This is a genomic window from Paenibacillus massiliensis subsp. panacisoli DSM 21345, from assembly GCF_000426545.1.
GTDB classification, from domain to species: domain Bacteria; phylum Bacillota; class Bacilli; order Paenibacillales; family Paenibacillaceae; genus Paenibacillus; species Paenibacillus panacisoli.
Genome location: NZ_KE384534.1, coordinates 69,400 through 88,102, shown reverse-complemented (window position 1 = coordinate 88,102; position 18,703 = coordinate 69,400). Strand labels below are relative to the sequence as shown.

The 18,703-nt window shown below is 47.4% G+C and carries 15 protein-coding genes; 1 reads left to right on the top strand and 14 read right to left on the bottom strand.

The genetic code is table 11. From position 1 onward, the window contains the following. Positions 1-60 precede the first annotated feature (60 nt). The 11 genes from polA to citZ form a co-directional block, all read right to left on the bottom strand. Entirely contained in the window at positions 61-2,727 is a 2,667-nt protein-coding gene (gene polA, locus K331_RS0122890) for a DNA polymerase I (RefSeq protein WP_028592066.1), read from the bottom strand. A 209-nt stretch (positions 2,728-2,936) separates the two neighbouring features. Continuing rightward, a complete protein-coding gene (phoU, locus tag K331_RS0122885) occupies positions 2,937-3,596 on the bottom strand; it encodes a phosphate signaling complex protein PhoU (protein ID WP_028592065.1) in 660 nt (219 codons plus the stop codon). 29 nt (positions 3,597-3,625) lie between these two features. Continuing rightward, positions 3,626-4,384: a phosphate ABC transporter ATP-binding protein PstB gene (gene pstB, locus K331_RS0122880; protein ID WP_018886033.1), complete on the bottom strand. Its 759-nt coding sequence runs from the start codon at positions 4,382-4,384 to the stop codon at positions 3,626-3,628. 107 nt (positions 4,385-4,491) lie between these two features. Next, positions 4,492-5,880, bottom strand: a complete 1,389-nt coding sequence (locus K331_RS30285; protein WP_051289982.1) for a methyl-accepting chemotaxis protein — start codon at positions 5,878-5,880, stop codon at positions 4,492-4,494. Between the two features lie 146 nt (positions 5,881-6,026). After that, complete coding sequence (locus K331_RS0122870; RefSeq protein WP_018886035.1) at positions 6,027-6,755, bottom strand: response regulator transcription factor; 729 nt, start codon at positions 6,753-6,755, stop codon at positions 6,027-6,029. A 154-nt stretch (positions 6,756-6,909) separates the two neighbouring features. Beyond that, positions 6,910-8,712, bottom strand: coding sequence for a two-component system histidine kinase PnpS (gene pnpS, locus K331_RS0122865; protein ID WP_028592064.1), 1,803 nt, complete (start codon positions 8,710-8,712; stop codon positions 6,910-6,912). Positions 8,713-8,975: 263 nt separating this feature from the next. Next, positions 8,976-9,848: an SDR family oxidoreductase gene (locus tag K331_RS0122860; protein ID WP_028592063.1), complete on the bottom strand. Its 873-nt coding sequence runs from the start codon at positions 9,846-9,848 to the stop codon at positions 8,976-8,978. A gap of 196 nt (positions 9,849-10,044) precedes the next feature. Next, a complete protein-coding gene (locus tag K331_RS0122855) occupies positions 10,045-10,470 on the bottom strand; it encodes a hypothetical protein (RefSeq protein WP_028592062.1) in 426 nt (141 codons plus the stop codon). Positions 10,471-10,625: 155 nt separating this feature from the next. Further along, positions 10,626-11,567 carry a malate dehydrogenase gene (gene mdh, locus K331_RS0122850; protein WP_028592061.1) on the bottom strand — a complete coding sequence of 314 codons (942 nt, stop codon included), beginning with the start codon at positions 11,565-11,567 and terminating at the stop codon, positions 10,626-10,628. A gap of 13 nt (positions 11,568-11,580) precedes the next feature. Then, positions 11,581-12,876 carry an NADP-dependent isocitrate dehydrogenase gene (gene icd / locus K331_RS0122845; protein ID WP_028592060.1) on the bottom strand — a complete coding sequence of 432 codons (1,296 nt, stop codon included), beginning with the start codon at positions 12,874-12,876 and terminating at the stop codon, positions 11,581-11,583. Between the two features lie 181 nt (positions 12,877-13,057). Further along, positions 13,058-14,170 (bottom strand): citrate synthase, encoded by a 1,113-nt coding sequence (citZ, locus tag K331_RS0122840; RefSeq protein ID WP_018886041.1) that lies wholly within the window; start codon positions 14,168-14,170, stop codon positions 13,058-13,060. Between the two features lie 841 nt (positions 14,171-15,011). Between citZ and K331_RS0122835 the strand changes: the two genes are divergently transcribed. Then, positions 15,012-16,142, top strand: a complete 1,131-nt coding sequence (locus K331_RS0122835; RefSeq protein WP_028592059.1) for a type II asparaginase — start codon at positions 15,012-15,014, stop codon at positions 16,140-16,142. A 90-nt stretch (positions 16,143-16,232) separates the two neighbouring features. Here the strand turns inward: K331_RS0122835 and K331_RS0122830 are convergent, their stop codons facing one another. From K331_RS0122830 to K331_RS0122820, 3 genes are all read right to left on the bottom strand, one after another. After that, on the bottom strand, positions 16,233-17,273 hold the full coding sequence (locus K331_RS0122830) for a stalk domain-containing protein (RefSeq protein ID WP_226383673.1): 1,041 nt from the start codon (positions 17,271-17,273) through the stop codon (positions 16,233-16,235). A 225-nt stretch (positions 17,274-17,498) separates the two neighbouring features. After that, a complete protein-coding gene (locus K331_RS0122825) occupies positions 17,499-18,134 on the bottom strand; it encodes a nitroreductase family protein (protein WP_018886044.1) in 636 nt (211 codons plus the stop codon). A gap of 173 nt (positions 18,135-18,307) precedes the next feature. Further along, the gene (locus K331_RS0122820; RefSeq protein ID WP_018886045.1) at positions 18,308-18,703 is read right to left on the bottom strand and encodes an FxsA family protein; all 396 of its coding nucleotides are present in this window, start codon (positions 18,701-18,703) and stop codon (positions 18,308-18,310) included.

The window sequence follows — 18,703 nt, the reverse complement described above, 5'->3', positions numbered from 1 at the left end:
TTCCTTCACCTCAAGCTCTATTATACTGGAAGCCGGACAGGTTCGAAAACAGCCTGGTTGCTATTTCGCCTCATACCAGTTATCTCCATAGCTCACATCAGCCTTGAGAGGCACGGACAAGCTCAAAGCCTTCTCCATCGTCTCTGGTACTAGCTCCTTCATAATCTCCAGCTCATCCTGCGGAACCTCAAATACAAGCTCATCATGTACCTGCAGCAGCATACGGCTACGCAGCTTGCGCTCGTTCAGCACCTGATCCATCCGTACCATGGCCAACTTGATTATATCTGCTGCGGTCCCTTGAATAGGCGTGTTCATCGCCGTTCGTTCTGCGAACGAGCGCAGATTGAAGTTGCTGGCATTGATCTCTGGGAGATAACGTCTGCGTTCTAGCAGCGTCTTGACATACCCGTCCCGTCTGGCATCCTGCACAATATCATCCATGTATTTGCGAACACCCTGGAACACGTCAAAATATTGATCAATGAACTGCGCAGCCTCTTTACGGGTAATATTCAAATTCTGCGATAATCCGTAATCGCTGATGCCATAGACGATCCCGAAATTGACAGCTTTGGCCGATCTCCGCATGTTCGCATCCACATCCTCAGGCTTGACCCCGAATACATCCGAGGCAGTCTTCGTATGAATGTCCATATTGTTCACAAAGGCTTCCTTCAGGCGCTCATCATCAGAGATATCAGCCAGCACACGCAGCTCAATCTGCGAATAGTCCGCGGCTAGAATCAACCAACCGGGCTCTGAAGGTACGAATACCTTGCGCAGCTTACGACCCTCCTCCATACGAATCGGAATATTTTGCAAATTCGGGAATTGACTGCTTAAGCGTCCTGTAGCCGCAATCGTCTGCCGATAGAAGGTATGCACCTTGCCAGTCTTCTCGGAAATTTCCTTCAGCAGTCCCTCTACATAGGTCGATTGAAGCTTAGCCAATTGACGGTATTTCAGAATATTTTGTACGACATCATTGTATGGGGCCAGCTTCTCCAGTACCTCGGCATCCGTGGAATAGCCCGTCTTCGTCTTCTTGACGACCGGAAGGCCGAGCTTGTCGAATAGGACCTCACCTAGCTGCCTAGGTGAATTCAGATTGAACTCAACGCCAGCATTCCGGTAAATATCCTGCACCAATGCTTCAATCTGGGTCTCGAATTCATGACCTAGCTGCTTCAGCTCATCCATGTTGACCGCGATTCCCTGCTTCTCCATATCTGCCAGAATACGAGACAGCGGCATCTCCATATCGTGGAAGAGCTGCTTCATACCATTCTGCTCAAGCTGCTCCTTCTGAGCAGGGACAAGCTCTCCCACTACGGCAGCCTTGCGAGCCAAATGATCAGCGAGAATGTCCTCTGATGGAATCTTGTATTTGGCACCCTTACCCCATACATCTTCATCCGGTCGAATAGACGGCAGGTTATGCTTGGCTGCCAATCCGCTCAAGGTCTGATTCGCATCCGTCGGGTCCAGCAGATAGCCTGCCAGCTGCACGTCAAATTCAGCACCCGCGAACGGAATACCGTACCAATGAAGCACCAAATCAGTACGATGCAGATCATAGCCCTGCTTCGGCTTGGCGGCATCCGCCAGCCACTCCCGTACTCCTATCGCCGCATCTGATTGCAATAGCTCATCCGCCAGATAATACTGTCGTCCGTGTACTCCGATCACGACGCCGATCAGCTTGGCTTGGTGCGGGTTATCTCCGTAGGACTCCACATGCAGGACGCCACCATCACCTTGCGCGAGCGCCGTTTCCAATTCCTTTACCGTGTCAGCTTGTAAAATAACCACATCTACATCCGCTTCTGCCTGTGAAGTCCCACCGCCACTACCAACGATTTGTCCAGAAAGCTGGAGGCGCTCGAGGAGAGATTTGAATTCCAGCTTGGCTAATGCAGGACCTGCAGTGTCTTGCTTAAGTCCGCTGTATACGATGCCATCCCAGCCCTTATCCAAGGGCACCTCGCGATAGATCGTAGCCAGTTGCTTGCTAAGTCTCGCATCCTCCGCATGAGTCTCGATGCGTTCCTTCATTTTCCCCTTTAACTCACTGGTATGTGACAGCACCTCTTCGACGCTACCATACTCGTGGAGCAGCTTCAGAGCGGTCTTCTCGCCCACACCAGGAATGCCTGGAATATTGTCGGATGCATCGCCCATGAGACCCTTCAGATCAATGATCTGCGCAGGGGTCAAGCCATAGCGCTCCTGAATCTCGGCTGGACCATAGGTCTCAATCTCGGTAACGCCTTTACGTGTCAGGCCAATCTTCACCTGATCCGAAGCCAGCTGAAGCATATCCTTGTCGCCAGACACGACAATTACAGCATGACCTGCTTCATCAGCCTGCTTGCTGAGCGTCCCGATAATATCATCTGCCTCATAGCCTTCCAGCTCGAATTGAGCAATACCCAGACCATCGAGCAGTTCTTTCAACAGTGGAAATTGCTGCGACAGCTCCGGCGGCGTCTTCTCACGCCCTCCTTTATAGTCCTGATATCCCTCGTGGCGGAATGTTATCTTGCCAGCATCAAAGGCTACAAGGACATGAGTAGGTTTATGCTCCTCAAGCACCCGCAGCAGCATTGTCGTAAATCCGTACACCGCATTGGTCTGCTGCCCACTGGAATTCGATAAAGCAGGGATTGCAAAAAAAGCTCTGTATATAATACTGTTGCCGTCAATAAGCATGAGTTTGTCCATTGGCTATACACCTCATTGAATTCATTCATTATATGCTTATCCTATTTTAACATATCAGGCGAGTATCCTGAAAAAAGGGTTCCATGCAAATAGCATCTGAATTATCTTTACCATCTATCCGTTGCTGATTTCTTTGTCAGGTTTAAAAACGCTCACACAAAGAGCATAAGAAAAAGACCCCCTTGGGACAAGGAGTCTTTTCATGTGCACTACTGATTCAGATCTGGACGCTGGCTTGTAACGAGATATACCGCACTCTCACCGATGTTCGTCGCGTGGTCACCAATTCGCTCAATGTATCTGCCGACCAGCAGCATCAGCATAGCTTCTGATACCTGGGAAGGGTTCTCGCCGATGAACGTATACAGCTCACTGATCATACGGCTGTACAAGGCATCCACCTTGTCATCCAGCTGTGCCATCTTGTAGGCCTGATCCGTATTCTCGTTCAGGTAGGAGCTGATAGCTTCATTCGTCATTGTCTTCACAAGCTCAGCCATCTCCTGGATCTCCGCGAGCGGCTTGAGCATTTGCTTACCATCTAATCGAAGTGTGACCTTCGCCACATCAAGGGCCAGATCGCCCATGCGCTCCAGGTCACTAGATATTTTGAAGGAGACAATAATTCTGCGAAGATCCTTCGCCACAGGTTGCTGTGTCACGATAAGGCGTGAGCCCATATCGAGAACTTGCTCCTCCATCTGATTAATCTGCACATCACTGTTCACAACCTGATGTGCAAGCTCAGTATCGTTCTTTTCCAAGGCTGTAATTGCATGATCCAATGCCTCGGATACTTTCCCACCCATTTGAAGCAAGAGCGTACGTAGCTCCTCCAAGCCTTCGTCAAAATCCTTTCTGCGTATCATCCTATGCGTGCCTCCCTCTCTGCCATTACTCAGCCAAAGCGGCCGGACACGTAATCCTCCGTGCGTGAATCCTGCGGGTTCGAGAATAGTGACTCGGTCTCGGAAGCCTCAATAATCTCGCCATTCAAGAAAAATACGGTCTGACCCGATACCCGGGCTGCCTGATGCATATTATGTGTAACCATAATAATTGTGTATTGGTCCTTCAACTGCTGTACCAGCTCTTCAATCTTCAGTGTGGAGATCGGGTCCAGTGCGGAGGTCGCCTCATCCATCAGCAGGATATCCGGTTGAACCGCCAGTGCACGTGCAATACACAGCCGCTGCTGCTGTCCACCAGAGAGACTTAGCGCCGAACGCTTCACGAAATCCTTAACCTCATCCCACAAGGCTGCCTGCTTGAGACTCTGCTCCACCAGACCGTCTAGCACTTCCTTGCTACGGATTCCGTGCAGTCTCGGTCCATAGGCTACATTGTCGTAAATCGACTTGGGAAAAGGATTTGGCTGTTGGAAGACCATTCCTACCCGCTTGCGCAGCTCCTCTACTTCAAGGTCTTCGGCATAGATCTCCTTGCCGGAGAGCTTGACCGATCCTTCAATGCGTGTTCCAGGAATCATATCATTCATACGGTTCAGTGTACGTAATAATGTTGATTTCCCGCAGCCTGATGGCCCGATGAAAGCCGTCACAGTCTTATCCGGGACATCCAGGGACATGTCCTTCAAGGCATGAAACTTCTCATAATACAAATTCAACTTCTCTATCGTAATCACAGGATCATTCATATGTGAGCTTCTCCTTCAGTATGCAGTTCGTTCTCATTCAGCTCGAATACCGATAACATCAAGATTATAATGGCCTTGTGTAAACGAAATACAGTGGATTTGTTAACTCAATGTAAAATAAGAGCAAGCTCTCGTTCTTCACTTTGCTTTTTGTCGGAATTTTCGTTCGTATCTTCACTTGTTGTACAATCCTTTTTTTCTTCCAGATCAGCTAGCCCTTTCACTTCTGCTTCTTTACTAGCTTGTCCACTAGTCCGTTCATCAGCTCGCCCAATGGGCTGGGCAGACACTGCTGTTCTCTTGGCCTTATTATCATCAGTCGAGACGTTTCTTTGTTCCTCTACTGGCTGAGCTTGCTGTATGCCCTCATCCTCAGCAAAGCTGCTCGCATCCGCAGTACTTCTGTTCATCTGCATAAGCTCACCAGCTACCTGGCCTGCAGTAAGACGAGCTTGCTCCGCTGCCTGTGTCATACCCTGATTCAACTGCTCCATCCGCTGCACCGCCTGAATAATACTCCCCAAGGCTTCATTTCCTTCATCTACGAATTTCGATCCATTAGCTACCTGACGAAGACCCTCGCTTGTCAGATCTGTCTGTCCTCGTACCAGTTCTCCGATCTCGTCCAGCAGCTTAGTGATGCGAGATGAGCAATCCTGTGTCTGTGCAGCAAGTCCCCTGACCTCCTGCGACACAACCTGGAACCCGCGTCCATATACTCCAGCATGCGCAGCTTCAATAGAAGCATTAATGGCAAGCAGTGTACTTTGTCCTGCCAGGTCCTTTACTGCCTTAGCAATCCCCGAAATAACCTCCAGATGGTTGCTCATGCTCAGGGCCTGCGTATGCTGCTTCTCCAGTTGCTCCATAACCTCCCTATAGCATTCCTGAACCTCAGCCAGCTTCTTCATCCCATGCTGTGCTGCCTGCTCCATCGCCTGACTGTGCTCCATACTCTGCCTAGCCTCGCAGGATACCTGCTCTACATTACCTTGGATATGCTGCACCTGATGGTAGCTGCGTTGCACCGTCTGCTTCCGACTCCCATCTGCTTCTTGCTGCAGCAATTGCGCTACCTGCATGACATCCCTGAGCGTCAAGACGCTTGGTAGCTGAGCCCCCAGCAGTATGATGCAATCATAAAAATTCGCATCTGGACGCTGTAAGGCTTGATCCAATATCTCCTCCGCAGCTGCTGTGGTCTCTACCATGAGAGCAGTCCGATCCACGAATTCAGCAGCTGGCTTGTCGTAGAACAATGCCGCTGCGAACCTTCCTGCCAGATGACGATTATAAGATTCTCTCATTATGATGCCCAAGATATCCCCTACTTGATTCTCCACCAGTACGCAGGGCATCTCAGGCTGTTGTCTGAATATATCCAGCAATTCCTTACAGGTTACTTGAGGATTAATAATGGCGACTTGCCGTCCTGTCACATAGTCTCCAATCATCTTTCTCTTTACATCCGTTTGCGTATTCAGTACTATTGGCATTCCCTAGCAACCTCCCATGTAATTCCATTCACATATAGGTCTATGGGACTATTGTAAACATGCATTGTTAGATGGATTTCGATTTCCTGTTATAACCATGTAAAAGCATGGTGGATATCCTTGGAAAAAGAAAAAAAGAACATCCCTTATACAAAAGATTGGGATGCTCTCTTCTTATTCACTACCAGCTTGTATCCAACTCCACGAATGGAATCAATATGAACGGACTCAGGGTCCAGCTCCAGTTTCTTGCGCAAAGAGCTTACGTGAACGTCTACCGTCCGTTGACCTCCGATATAGTCGAAGCCCCATACGGCATTCATCAGATCATCTCTCGTTAGCACAACTCCGGGCTTCTTGGACAAATACAGCAAGACCTCGAATTCCTTCGGTCTCAAATGAATTTGCTGTCCACCGAGAATGACCTCATACTTCTCAGGATAGATCTCCAGCTCACCCAGCGCGATGCGGGACTCCTCGGTCTGCTCACTTGTCAAGACCTCATCACCTGAGGTACGTCGCAGCACTGCGTCCACTCTGGCCAACAGCTCGGATACCCCAAACGGCTTCGTAATATAATCATCTGCTCCCGACTTCAGTCCCTGAACGACCTCAGCTTCACCATTTTTGGCCGTCAAAATAATGATCGGGGTCGTAATGCCTCTGCTTCTCAGCTTACTCAGAATATCCAAGCCATTCATTCCAGGAAGCATCAGATCCAGCAATATAAGATCGAAGGACTCCGTAGAAGCCTGTTCATAGCCAGCTGTACCATGATCTACTGCCTCTACCTCATAGCCCTCCTGTGTCAAATTATACGTAAGCAATCTCGCGAGCGTTGGCTCGTCCTCGATAACCAATAGGCGTTGTGCCATTATGAAATCCTCCATTCCACAGTATGAACTTCATTTAGATGAAACTCATCTGCAACCTCGTCTGCAAGCCATATCCCATGCTCACGATTCGCACATCCATCATTCTATCACGGCATTGTTAACGGAGTGTAAAAGTTATTATGCAACTGTCTACCTATTCCTGATGCTGAATCACGGGAAGCTCTACACTAAAGGTACTACCTATTCCCAGCTCACTTTCGACCGTGACTGTACCGCGATGCAGCTCCACCAAATGCTTGACGATGGATAATCCCAGACCTGTCCCACCGGAATTACGTGAGCGGCCTTTATCCACACGGTAGAAGCGCTCGAAGATGCGCGGCACATCCTTCTTCGGTATTCCAATTCCCGTATCACTTACTGCGACAATCACTTTCTCAGGCTCGTCATCTGTCGGTACGGAAGTCACCTTCAGACGAACACTTCCGCCCTCCAGCGTGTAGTTAATGCTGTTGGAGAGTAGATTCAGGAAAATTTGCTTCAGCTTGTCCTCATCAGCCTCAATGAATAGCTCCTCTGGCACATCCAAATGAAGGGAAATACGCTTTTTCTCTGCTACTTTATCTAACGTATCTGATAGCATCTCAAAAAATGTAGACAGATGAACAGGTGAACATTCCAATGGCGAGCGCTTCGATTCGATTTTAGACAGCTCAAGAATATCACCAATCAGTCGATTCAGTCGCTCACTCTCGTCATAGATAATTTGTAAGAAGGAGCGTGCCGTCTCCTCATCCTTCACACCACCGCTAAGCAGCGTCTCAGCGAAGCCCTTGACCGCCGCAATAGGCGTCTTCAGCTCATGCGATACATTCGCCACGAATTCGCTTCGCATATTCTCAAGTCGGCGAATGGCAGTGACATCCTGCAGCAGGAACAGCATCCCTCGCTCGACACCATCATTGCCAGCCATAGGTACACCATCCATAAGCAATAACCTTTCTTTTGGGTGATAGACACTAACCTCACTGCGGAGCATCTCCATGCTGTTGATACCTTCCTCTACCAGCTTGGTTAGCTCATAATGCTTTCGCAGCTCCTGAAACGGCTTTCCCGTCAGACGGCGGCTACTAATGCCCAGCATCCGTTCTGTCTCCCGATTCACCAGCGCGATGTTGTCGTGTTCATCAATCAACAAGATCCCGCCGGTCATATTCGTCATGACCCCCTGCAGCAGGCCTTCATTATCGCGAATAGTCTCCATTTGCTTTTGCAGACTGTCTGCCATGCCGTTAATGGCATCCGCAAGCTGCCCAACCTCATCCTTACGTGACAGCTCCACCCGCGCATCATAATCAAGATGAGAGATTCGATTCGCGACGCGGGTAATATGCTCAAGCGGCGAAGTCAATCCCTTGGCCACACGATAGCTGATTAGAGATACGACCAAGAACAGGACAACGAGGGCAATAATGACAAAGGTCCATGCCCGCCGCATCCCCTCCTCCACCGAGGCTAGACTCATGGATAGACGAATATAACCATCAAAACCTTCTGCCGTAATGACAGGCTCAGCAACATACAGCATATTTTCACCCAGCGTCTCACTATATCGAATGGAGCTGCCAATCCCCGTTTCCTTGGCCTGGCGGATCTCATCTCGGAGAGCATGGTTATCCATTTGCCTCACATTAGTCTCTGAATCTCCAATGACGGTTCCATCCTTGGCGATGAAAGTAATCCGGGAATGAATGAGCCCTGATAATTCCTCGGCCTTGCTTGTATAATACTTGCTGGTATCTTCACTGGTATCTGAGGATGCATATTCAAAAGGAAACGTGCTACGCAGCAAATTTATTTCCCGGGCCATATTTTCCTCAAGTGAATGAATATGTGAATCTTTGAAGATATGTCCCATCACAATACCTGCAGCCAGTACAGATATACCCGTCAAGGCCAGCATTATTGCGGTAAGTTGAAAACGAAATGGTCTCATAATCTTCATAGTCTCTCCCTCGTATTAGACGTTGCTTTTCGTATTCTAAATGATTTTGTCCACAAGAGCTACAGAAGTTTTGTTAAGTTTATGTAAATATCATTCACTTATCAGAAATCATACATTCTCAACTCCTCTAGCCCCATTGACAGTTCAGCGAAAATGCAAGCGATCATACAAAAGAAGGACTCCATCACTTAATAAAAAAAGTGAGAGTCCTTCGTGTCTGGTGCTCATATTCGTAATGCTTAAGATAAAATCCCTTAACCGTTAATAACCTCGCCGCCGTTAACATGCATAACCTGACCACTTACATAAGAGGAATCATCACAAGCCAAATATACATAAGCTGGAGCCAGCTCTTCTGGCTGCCCTGGCCGCTTCATCGGCTGGGTGCCTCCGAATTCGCCGACCGTCTTGGCATCAAAGGTAGATGGAATGAGCGGCGTCCAGATCGGTCCAGGTGCCACTGCATTCACGCGAATTCCCTTATCAGCAAGATTCATGGACAAGGAACGAGTGAAGGAGGTAATGGCTCCCTTAGTTGCAGAATAGTCGATAAGTGAAGGATTGCCCCGGTATGCTGTTACAGAGGTCGTGTTGATGATGGTGCTACCTTTTTTCAGTAATGGCATCACTGCCTTCGTCAAATAGAACATGCTGAATATGTTAGTGCGGAAGGTCTTCTCCAGTTGTGCAGCCGTAATATCCTCTATTCGCTGTTGAGGATGCTGCTCGGCTGCATTGTTCACGAGAATATCAACCTTACCCAGCTGCTCGATCGTCTCCTTCACGATCTGCTGACAGAAGCTCTCATCTCCAATATCACCAGCAATCAAGACACATCGACGTCCTTCCTGCTCCACTTGCCTCTTCGTCTCCTCTGCGTCTCCATGCTCACTGAGATAGACTATAGCAACGTCAGCCCCTTCCTTAGCATAGGTGACGGCCACGGCACGTCCAATCCCGCTGTCCCCCCCAGTAATAATAGCTACTTTGCCTGTAAGCTTGCCAGCTGCCTTGTAGGTAGCTCTCTCGAATTCCGGCTGGGGGTTCATTTTGGATTCAATACCTGGCTGTTCGTTCTGATGCTGTGGGGGCATGGTCTGCTTCTGATCTTGCGTCTGAGTTGACATATCATCTCACTCCTTCGATTCATTCTTTTGGGGTCCTGATTCATTAGGATGTCTTTAAGGGATGCTGTCTACTCTCGTTTTCATTATGTTTTTACCCTCTTGGCACAAGATTAAACTTCCTAAACATACGAAAAAGGCCTCCACAGAATTATGAATCCTGTGAAGACCTCTCCAGCTCAGACTGTCTGCAAATTCCTTAAATAATTGAAGAATTCACCATGAAGAATATCATGACCAAGAGCGCCGCGGCCATTCCGATACTGAATGTACTAATCTTACGTAGGGACGCGGAGATATCCGCTCCACTGCGTACACCCTCCATCGCAAGACGCAAGGGCTTGCCCATCATACCGCTGAATCCTCCCATAATCAGGAGCAGCAGAATGACAACTACCATCCAGGCTACAGAGTAACGATCACCGCCACCGGTTAGCATGTAGCCACCTGTCAGCAATTGAACGATTAGCGCGAACTGGGCAAGTCGGTTCAGGGTGCTGATGACAGACATACTTCCTTCCTGCGCAGGTGCAGACAATTTCTTCATCGACTTCACCACTAGTGGCAGAAGGAGATAGAACCCTACGGCCAGTGTGCCGATCATGTGCAGCAAGTACACAACCATTTGTGTAGGCCTCCATTTCATGTAATAAAATTCATTGACATTCTATGATTCTCTCGAAAGTTGCAATCAAAATAATTATACCAACGCCCATTTCAAAAGAAAAGAGTACACCTGACACATTCTCATGTGCAGGTATACTCTATAGACTTTCTTCACTACACTGTAACGATCTCAATGACACTCCGAACCGATTCAGCTGATCGGTCAAGCGCAGCCTTCTCGTCTGGCGTTAGCTCAAGCTCGAAGATATTCTCGATGCCGTCGCCGCCAAGAATAGCGGGTACACCCATGAATAGATCCTGGTACCCGTATTCTCCCTCGAGATAGGCAATGACTGGTAAGATTCGCTTCTTATCCTTGAGAATGGCCTCAGCCATCTGCACCAACGAAGCTGCTGGTGCGTAGTAGGCACTGCCATTGCCAAGGAGATTCACAATCTCACCGCCGCCAACACGAGCACGCTGTACGATCGCATCAATGCGCTCAGCAGGGATCAACGTGTCGATCGGAATACCACCGACACTGGAGTACCGGACCAGCGGTACCATATCATCTCCATGCCCACCAAGCACGAAGCCTCGGACATCCTCAACAGATACGTTCAGCTCCTGGGCGATGAAGGTGCAGTACCTTGCGGTATCCAGCACTCCGGATTGACCGATAACCCGATTCTTAGGAAAACCAAGCGTCTTGAACGCTGCATAAGTCATGGCATCCACAGGATTGCTCAACAGGATGACGATAGAGTTCGGGCAATATTTCTTCACATTCTCGCAGACAGCTTTGACAATTCCGGCATTGGTATTTACCAGATCATCTCTACTCATGCCGGGCTTGCGAGCTACGCCTGCCGTGATAATTACGATATCCGAATCAGCAGCATCCTCATAATTAGAGGTACCAATAATGTTGCTATCAAAGCCTTGTACCGGACTGGCCTCGAGCATATCCAACGCCTTGCCCTTGGTGGGATTCTCCAATTGCGGAATATCCAGCAGCACCACATCACCAAGCTCTTTTTGCGCAAGCATCAGGGCAGTCGTCGCTCCGGTGAACCCGGCTCCAACCACGGTGATCTTTTTACGTTGAATAGTCACGATATGAGTCCTCCTACATGTTGCTAATGATTTGGTCAGCAAACTCAGAGCATTTCACTTGGGTAGCGCCTTCCATCAGACGAGCAAAGTCGTAGGTAACTGTTTTATTATTAATGGATGTCTCCATGCCCTTGTAGATCAGGTCAGCAGCTTCCTGCCAGCCCAGATGCTCAAGCAGCATGACGCCAGACAGAATGACGGAGCCTGGATTCACGACATCTTTGTCAGCATATTTCGGCGCTGTACCATGCGTTGCTTCGAAGATCGCATGTCCTGTTACATAGTTAATATTAGCACCTGGAGCGATTCCGATACCTCCTACTTGTGCAGCCAGAGCATCAGACAGGTAGTCCCCGTTCAGATTCAATGTCGCAATCACATCGAACTCACCAGGACGAGTCAGAACTTGTTGCAACGCGATATCCGCGATTGCATCTTTCACGATGATTTTGCCAGCTTCTTCAGCGGCTTTTTGAGCTGCATTAGCTGCTTCCTCACCGTCTTTTTCCTTGATGATATCGTATTGTGCCCAAGTGAATACACGATCTCCGAATTCCTGCTCAGCGACCTCGTAGCCCCAGTTTTTGAAGGCACCCTCAGTGAACTTCATGATGTTACCCTTATGCACCAGTGTCACGGATTTGCGGTTATGCTGAATCGCATACTCTACTGCAGCACGAACCAGACGCTTGGAGCCCTCAGCGGATACCGGCTTGATGCCGATTCCAGAAGTCTCAGGGAAGCGAATCTTGTTCACGTTCATTTCCTTTTGCAGGAATTCGATGACCTTCTTCACTTCCTCGGAGCCTTCCTTGTACTCGATACCTGCATAGATATCTTCAGTGTTCTCACGGAAGATGACCATGTCTACCAGCTCAGGACGCTTCACTGGGGAAGGTACGCCGTCGAAGTAACGTACAGGACGCAGGCACACATACAGGTCCAGCTCCTGACGCAGCGCCACGTTCAATGAACGGATTCCGCCGCCGATTGGAGTTGTCAGTGGTCCTTTAATGGCTACGATATATTCACGAATCGCTTCCAGCGTATCGTTCGGAAGCCACTCCCCGTATGTATTAAATGCTTTCTCACCTGCGAATACTTCGTACCACGCAATCTTCTTGGAGCCGCTATAAGCCTTCTCCACAGCAGCATCCAGCACCCGCTTGGAAGCCTTCCAGATATCGCGGCCTGTGCCGTCACCTTCAATGAAAGGAATGACCGGGTTATTTGGTACCTGCAGCTTGCCATTATCAATCGTGATTTTATCGCCTTCGGTAGGGAGATCAAACTTTTCCAATTTCAACATAAGTTCTAGTTCCTCCTTGAATGGTTAGTGTTAGTCTGATTTGTAGCAATGCTGCTCTTGCATGGAATGGTCAGCGATGTGTGATTCTATTCATAGACAGCACATCGCTGCCATCTCCACTATTCTATCACAATTCGAGCCATCAAAGCCCAGCCAAGCATAGTCCATCGTTTTTGGAGCTTTAGCGTTGATCTGGTGTTACATATTTTTGATTCGTTGGTCCTGTATATTCAGCACGTGGGCGAATCAGACGATTATCCTCGAATTGCTCCAGAATATGTGCAGTCCAGCCAGATACACGGCTCACAGCAAAGATCGGGGTGAACAGCTCACGCTCAATACCAAGCTGGGTATACACAGAAGCTGAATAGAAGTCTACATTCGGCTTCAGACCTTTACGGGACGTAATCATATCCTCAATCTGCACGGACATATCATATTGCGTCGTATTTCCGTTCAATTCGCCCAGCTCACGAGACATCTTCTGAAGATGCTTGGCACGAGGGTCACCATTCTTGTATACACGGTGGCCGAAGCCCATAATCTTGTCACGATTATTCAGCTTCTCCGTAATATAGGATTCTACCCGCTCCAACGAGCCAATCTCATCGAGCATTTTCGCCACGGCCTCGTTCGCACCACCATGCAGTGGCCCCTTGAGTGCACCAATAGCAGACGTGATGCCAGAGTAAATATCCGACAGTGTAGCCACTGTGACTCGGGCAGCAAAGGTAGAGGCATTCAGCTCATGGTCAGCGTGGAGCACCAGCGCTTGGTTAAAGGCTTTGATGGCGATCGCATCGGGCTCTTTGCCTGACAGCATATAAAGGAAGTTCTCAGCGATGGAAACGCCTTCTTTTGGCTGTACAGGGTCAAGTCCTTGGCGTAGACGGGCAATTGTCGCTACGATGGTCGGTAGCTGAGCCTGCAGCTTGATAGCCTTCCGTTCATTGGCTTCCCGTGACATGTCATCCGCTTCATTGTCATACAAAGCAAGAGCAGATACGGCAGAGCGCAATGCCGCCATAGTACCCGCTTCTTTGGGATACAGCTTCATTTGGGCAATCAGCTCATCCGGAATGGCTGCATAAGAGCTAAGCTCAGCACGTAGCTGCTCTAGCTCACCTGCATCCGGCAGCTTACCGAACCACAGCAGAAAAGCAACTTCTTCGAAAGCAGCATTCACGGCCAAGTCATCGATATCATAACCGCGGTACGTCAGAACACCGTCTACGATTGAGCTTATGGAAGAGGTCGTTGCAACGATACCTTCCAGACCTTTGGTCGCAGTCATAGGTACATCTCTCCTTTGTTCACAACAGATTGAAGGGACTTGCAATGAAAACATTTTCAAAATTCAACAAATCACAAAGGTAATGGAAAATTATTAACGCATCGTGTCAATATTCGAATCACTTATTACTATACTGGATTTTGTCGGTTATGTGAACAATAATAGTCCCTTCGTGCGTATTCAAATGTTTTATTGCTCCGATAAAATAAAATGAACAGGTGTTTTTTTATCATTTATATTGTATTCTGACACTCCTTTTTATTTGCACTATTCTACATACACATTTTTATTCTTATCTCTTTCATTCTCCACACCATCAAGAAATATCCCTTAAATCCCAAGGATTATGGCTATCATGCCATAGAATTATGCTGGTAATGACTTATATTTATTTTGTGTAAATGTATTTTTTTAACATTAAAACCATTTCTCTCGCTTTTTCACTTACCCTTTTATCATTTACAAACCACGCATATTCTCATTTTTATTTACTCGATTTTTATGGATTCAATTCAATGCACACATAGATTGGCAGGCCGAATGAAGTTTGTAATCAGACTAAGCTTGCTACAGATTAGACACGAATCTACACCATATGGCCTTTTTAAGATCATGTGCTTTAAAATTTAATGATTTGATATTTTATATAACATATAATGTTATAAAACATGACAATAGTATTGACCTTTTATTTCAAAAGCTCTTATAATCGCAATTAAAGTTTTCAAAGCGTCATTTAATATAACAAAAGGAGGAGAAGTTATACATATTCATCTCAATCACTCATTTCATACGAACTGAAGAAGCTTTCATGAACATCATTGACTAGGGGGAAATCGTGATGAAGTTGAAAAATGTATTATATGCTCCATTATTGACTGCGGCTCTGTTGGGAAGCTCACTACTACCTGTAAATGGATCATGGATTAGCGAAGCCGCCGCTAACGAAGCTGTGACTCAGGTCAAGGAGGCCGAGGTTCGTGCCTCTCTACCTAATGTAGTCATCCTAGCCACGGGAGGGACCATCGCTGGCTCTGCAGCCTCCAACACCGATACTACAGGCTATCAGGCGGGGGCGATCGGAATCCAGACGCTTATACAAGCTGTACCGGAGATGAAGAAGCTTGCGAATGTCAGCGGAGAGCAGATTGCTAATGTGGGCAGCCCCAATATCAACAATGACATTTTGCTGTACATGGGGAAACGTATTAATGAATTGCTGCAATCAGATGATGTGGACGGTATCGTCATTACACATGGTACAGACACGCTAGAGGAGACTGCCTATTTTCTGAATCTGGTCGTCAAAAGTGACAAGCCTGTTGTTGTCGTAGGCGCCATGCGTCCTGCAACCGCAATTAGTGCAGATGGTCCATTCAACCTATATAATGCAGTCAGGCTTGCAAGCTCTCCTGAGGCCAAAGACAAAGGCGTAATGATCATGTTAAATGATCGGATTGGCGCTGCACGCTACATCAGCAAGACAAATACAACAGCTGTGGATACCTTCCGTTCCAACGAGCAGGGCTATCTGGGTGCGATTGTGGGAGAGAAGATCCACTTCTATAATGAATCCACTCGTAAGCATACCAGCCAGACTGAATTCGATATTTCGAACCTGACGGAGCTTCCACAGGTAGATATTTTGTATGAATATCAAAACAACGGCCGATATTTGTATGATGCCGCTGTGGCAGCAGGTGCCAAAGGAATTGTTGTAGCTGGCAGTGGGAATGGCTCGATGTCCAGCGCCTCCTCTGAAGGTGCAACAGATGCGAGCAAGAAGGGTGTCATTATCGCACGCTCCAGTCGGGTAGGAAGTGGTACCGTATCTGGACGCAGCGCAGATCTAGCTAAAAACTTTGTGACAACAGATTCTCTGAATCCACAGAAGGCTCGTATTCTATTGATGCTTGCCTTGACCAAGACGAATGACCCTGCGCAAATTCAGTCCTACTTCAATGAATACTAATCTCCAATAAACAAAAGAGGCATCCACCGTATTAGACTTGAATGACGGGGATGCCTCTCTAGTTACAACTTTCATATTATTACAATGGAATTAATTATTGAATCGTTCAATTGTAGACGAGTCATCCTCATCATAAATATATCCACTGATGTATGCATTCGGATAAGCATCCTCGATATCGCCGATCAGATTATCCACGAAGGAGCTACGACGTGAGCTGGACAGACTTGTCCAATCATCCTCATATACGTATACCTCTACAGTAACATCATCCTCATCACCCGAAAGATAGATGTTGAAATTCACATCATTATAAGTGCCATAATCATCATTTAGATCATCCCTAAGTTCGGACAGACTTACTGTCGTGTTACCCAAACTTACCGTCCCACTGCTGCTTACATTAATGGTTGCCAGTCGGGTTGAATCATACACCTCACCTGAAATATCCGCATCCTCATATTCATCTAGGATATCGTCCACTATATCCTGCACATAGCTACGCTGCTGGCTAGAAGACAAATCGCTCCAGCCATCTCTATCCACTGTTATCTCCAGATACAGATCATCCTCATCACCACTAAGATCAATAACGGAGTCCGTGGATTGATAATCCTCGTAATCGTCATTCAGCTGATCCTCCAGCTTCGCAACAGTCATGCTGCTACTGCTACTGCTACTACTGCTATTCAGCTGAGATTGTAACGAGGCAATCTGGCTGTTCAGCGTGGCAATGGATGCATCCTTCTCCTGCACAAGAGCCTGTGATGCTGTCAGCTCCTGCTGGAGTGTATTGATCTGACTGTTCAGGGCCGTAATTGTCGTCTCATCTACGGCTAACGAGGTATCCTCAATGACTACTCGCTTATTGGTGCCATCCCAAGTAACCTTCTTGTCCAGGGCAGAACCCACGGCACGCAGTGGCAGATATGTAGTGCCATTGATGAGGAATGGCTCCAGCTCCCCCTCGGTCGCTACTTGAGTTCCGTTGTAGACGATCTGAATGTTGTTGTAGACAGCCTGTAAGGTTTTCGTTGCCTGTGCCGCATAAGCCGGTTGCGTTAGCACTACTCCCGACACAGCCAATGTCAGAGCCAGAGAAGCGGTAGCTACTTTTGTCCATATTTTCATGTCTTGATCCGCACCTTCCATCCGAATAAGTATACTAACGTAATACATTAGCTCATCACTTAGATTATCATCGGAATGCACAAATACCTATATTAATACAGAGGATTTAAGCAAACTTTCAGCTATATGAGTCTTCCCCGACACGAACGGACTTGGCTGAAAAATAGCTGCTTACAAACAAAGCAGGAGAGCTGCCTTCCGGCCTCCCTCCTGCTAACCATCGTATTAATTAGGTGATTGGAATGAATTGATATTTACATATTGATTCACAGGCTTGCGATATCCGCGCGGACGCTCTTTGTCCTTCACACTTTTGCCGAGAGTAATCAGCATGACGGGTACATAACGCTCAGGAATTTCAAAGAGTTCCTGCACCTTTGCCGGATCAAAGCCGATCATCGGACATGTATCCCAACCATGATCTTTAGCAATCAGCATTAGCTGCATGGCAGACAGGCTAGCATTTCGAATAGCTTCATCACGCTGAAAGGCTTCCCCACCAGACTCATAGGCACGAGTTATATCTTCATTCTCCTGATCATAATCCAGCTTACTGATCATGCCGAGATTCAGCATACCCGCATTAATTTCACCTGCATGAAGATAAGCCTTCGTATCTCCAAGCACCACTATCGTAGCCGAAGCATTCTTCACTTTATACTGCTTGGACGCCTGATAGAGCTTCTCCTTGCTCTCCTCCGAGGTGGCCACAATATAATGAGAGTGCTGCAAATTAAAAGCGGATGGTGCATAGCGATTCAGCGAAAAGATCTGCTGCAGCTCTTCCTCTGATATCGGTGTATCTGGTACAAAGTTAACGGCTGACCGTCTAGTCTCAATTATCGTTTTCAAATCGCTCATATTTCCTATCTCCTTTGAGATTCGTATGTAAGTCTCATTTTCCATATTCACAAGTGTACGAAATATCACATTAGTACATTATGTATATTTGTTATTATAATATACAAACTTATTTTTTGTAAGTAGTTTTTTTAATTTTTTTTTCATTTTATCAAAAAAAATTCGGCTGCTTATTAAAAGCGCCGAAAAAAAGTGATGTTGCCGTTTTTCATTTTCTTCTCCACCCATTTGTAGAGCAGCATTCGATAGATGGGTCGGGTCAACGGGAACACCACCGTAAATCCAATGATATCCGTAATGAAGCCAGGGATTAGCAGCATCGTACCACCGATAAATACACATAAGCCATCCAGCATCTTATTGCCAGGCATTTGTTGACGATTAATAGCGCGCTGGGCATCTGCAATGACTTTGCGTCCCTCGAACTGCATCATAGCGACACCAATGATACTCGTGAACAGCATCAGCAGAATGGTCTTGCCTGCACCGATCTGATTACTGAGCCAGATGAATCCATACAACTCAGCGGCGGGGATCAATAGCATTAGCAGCCAAATTGGTCTTAACAT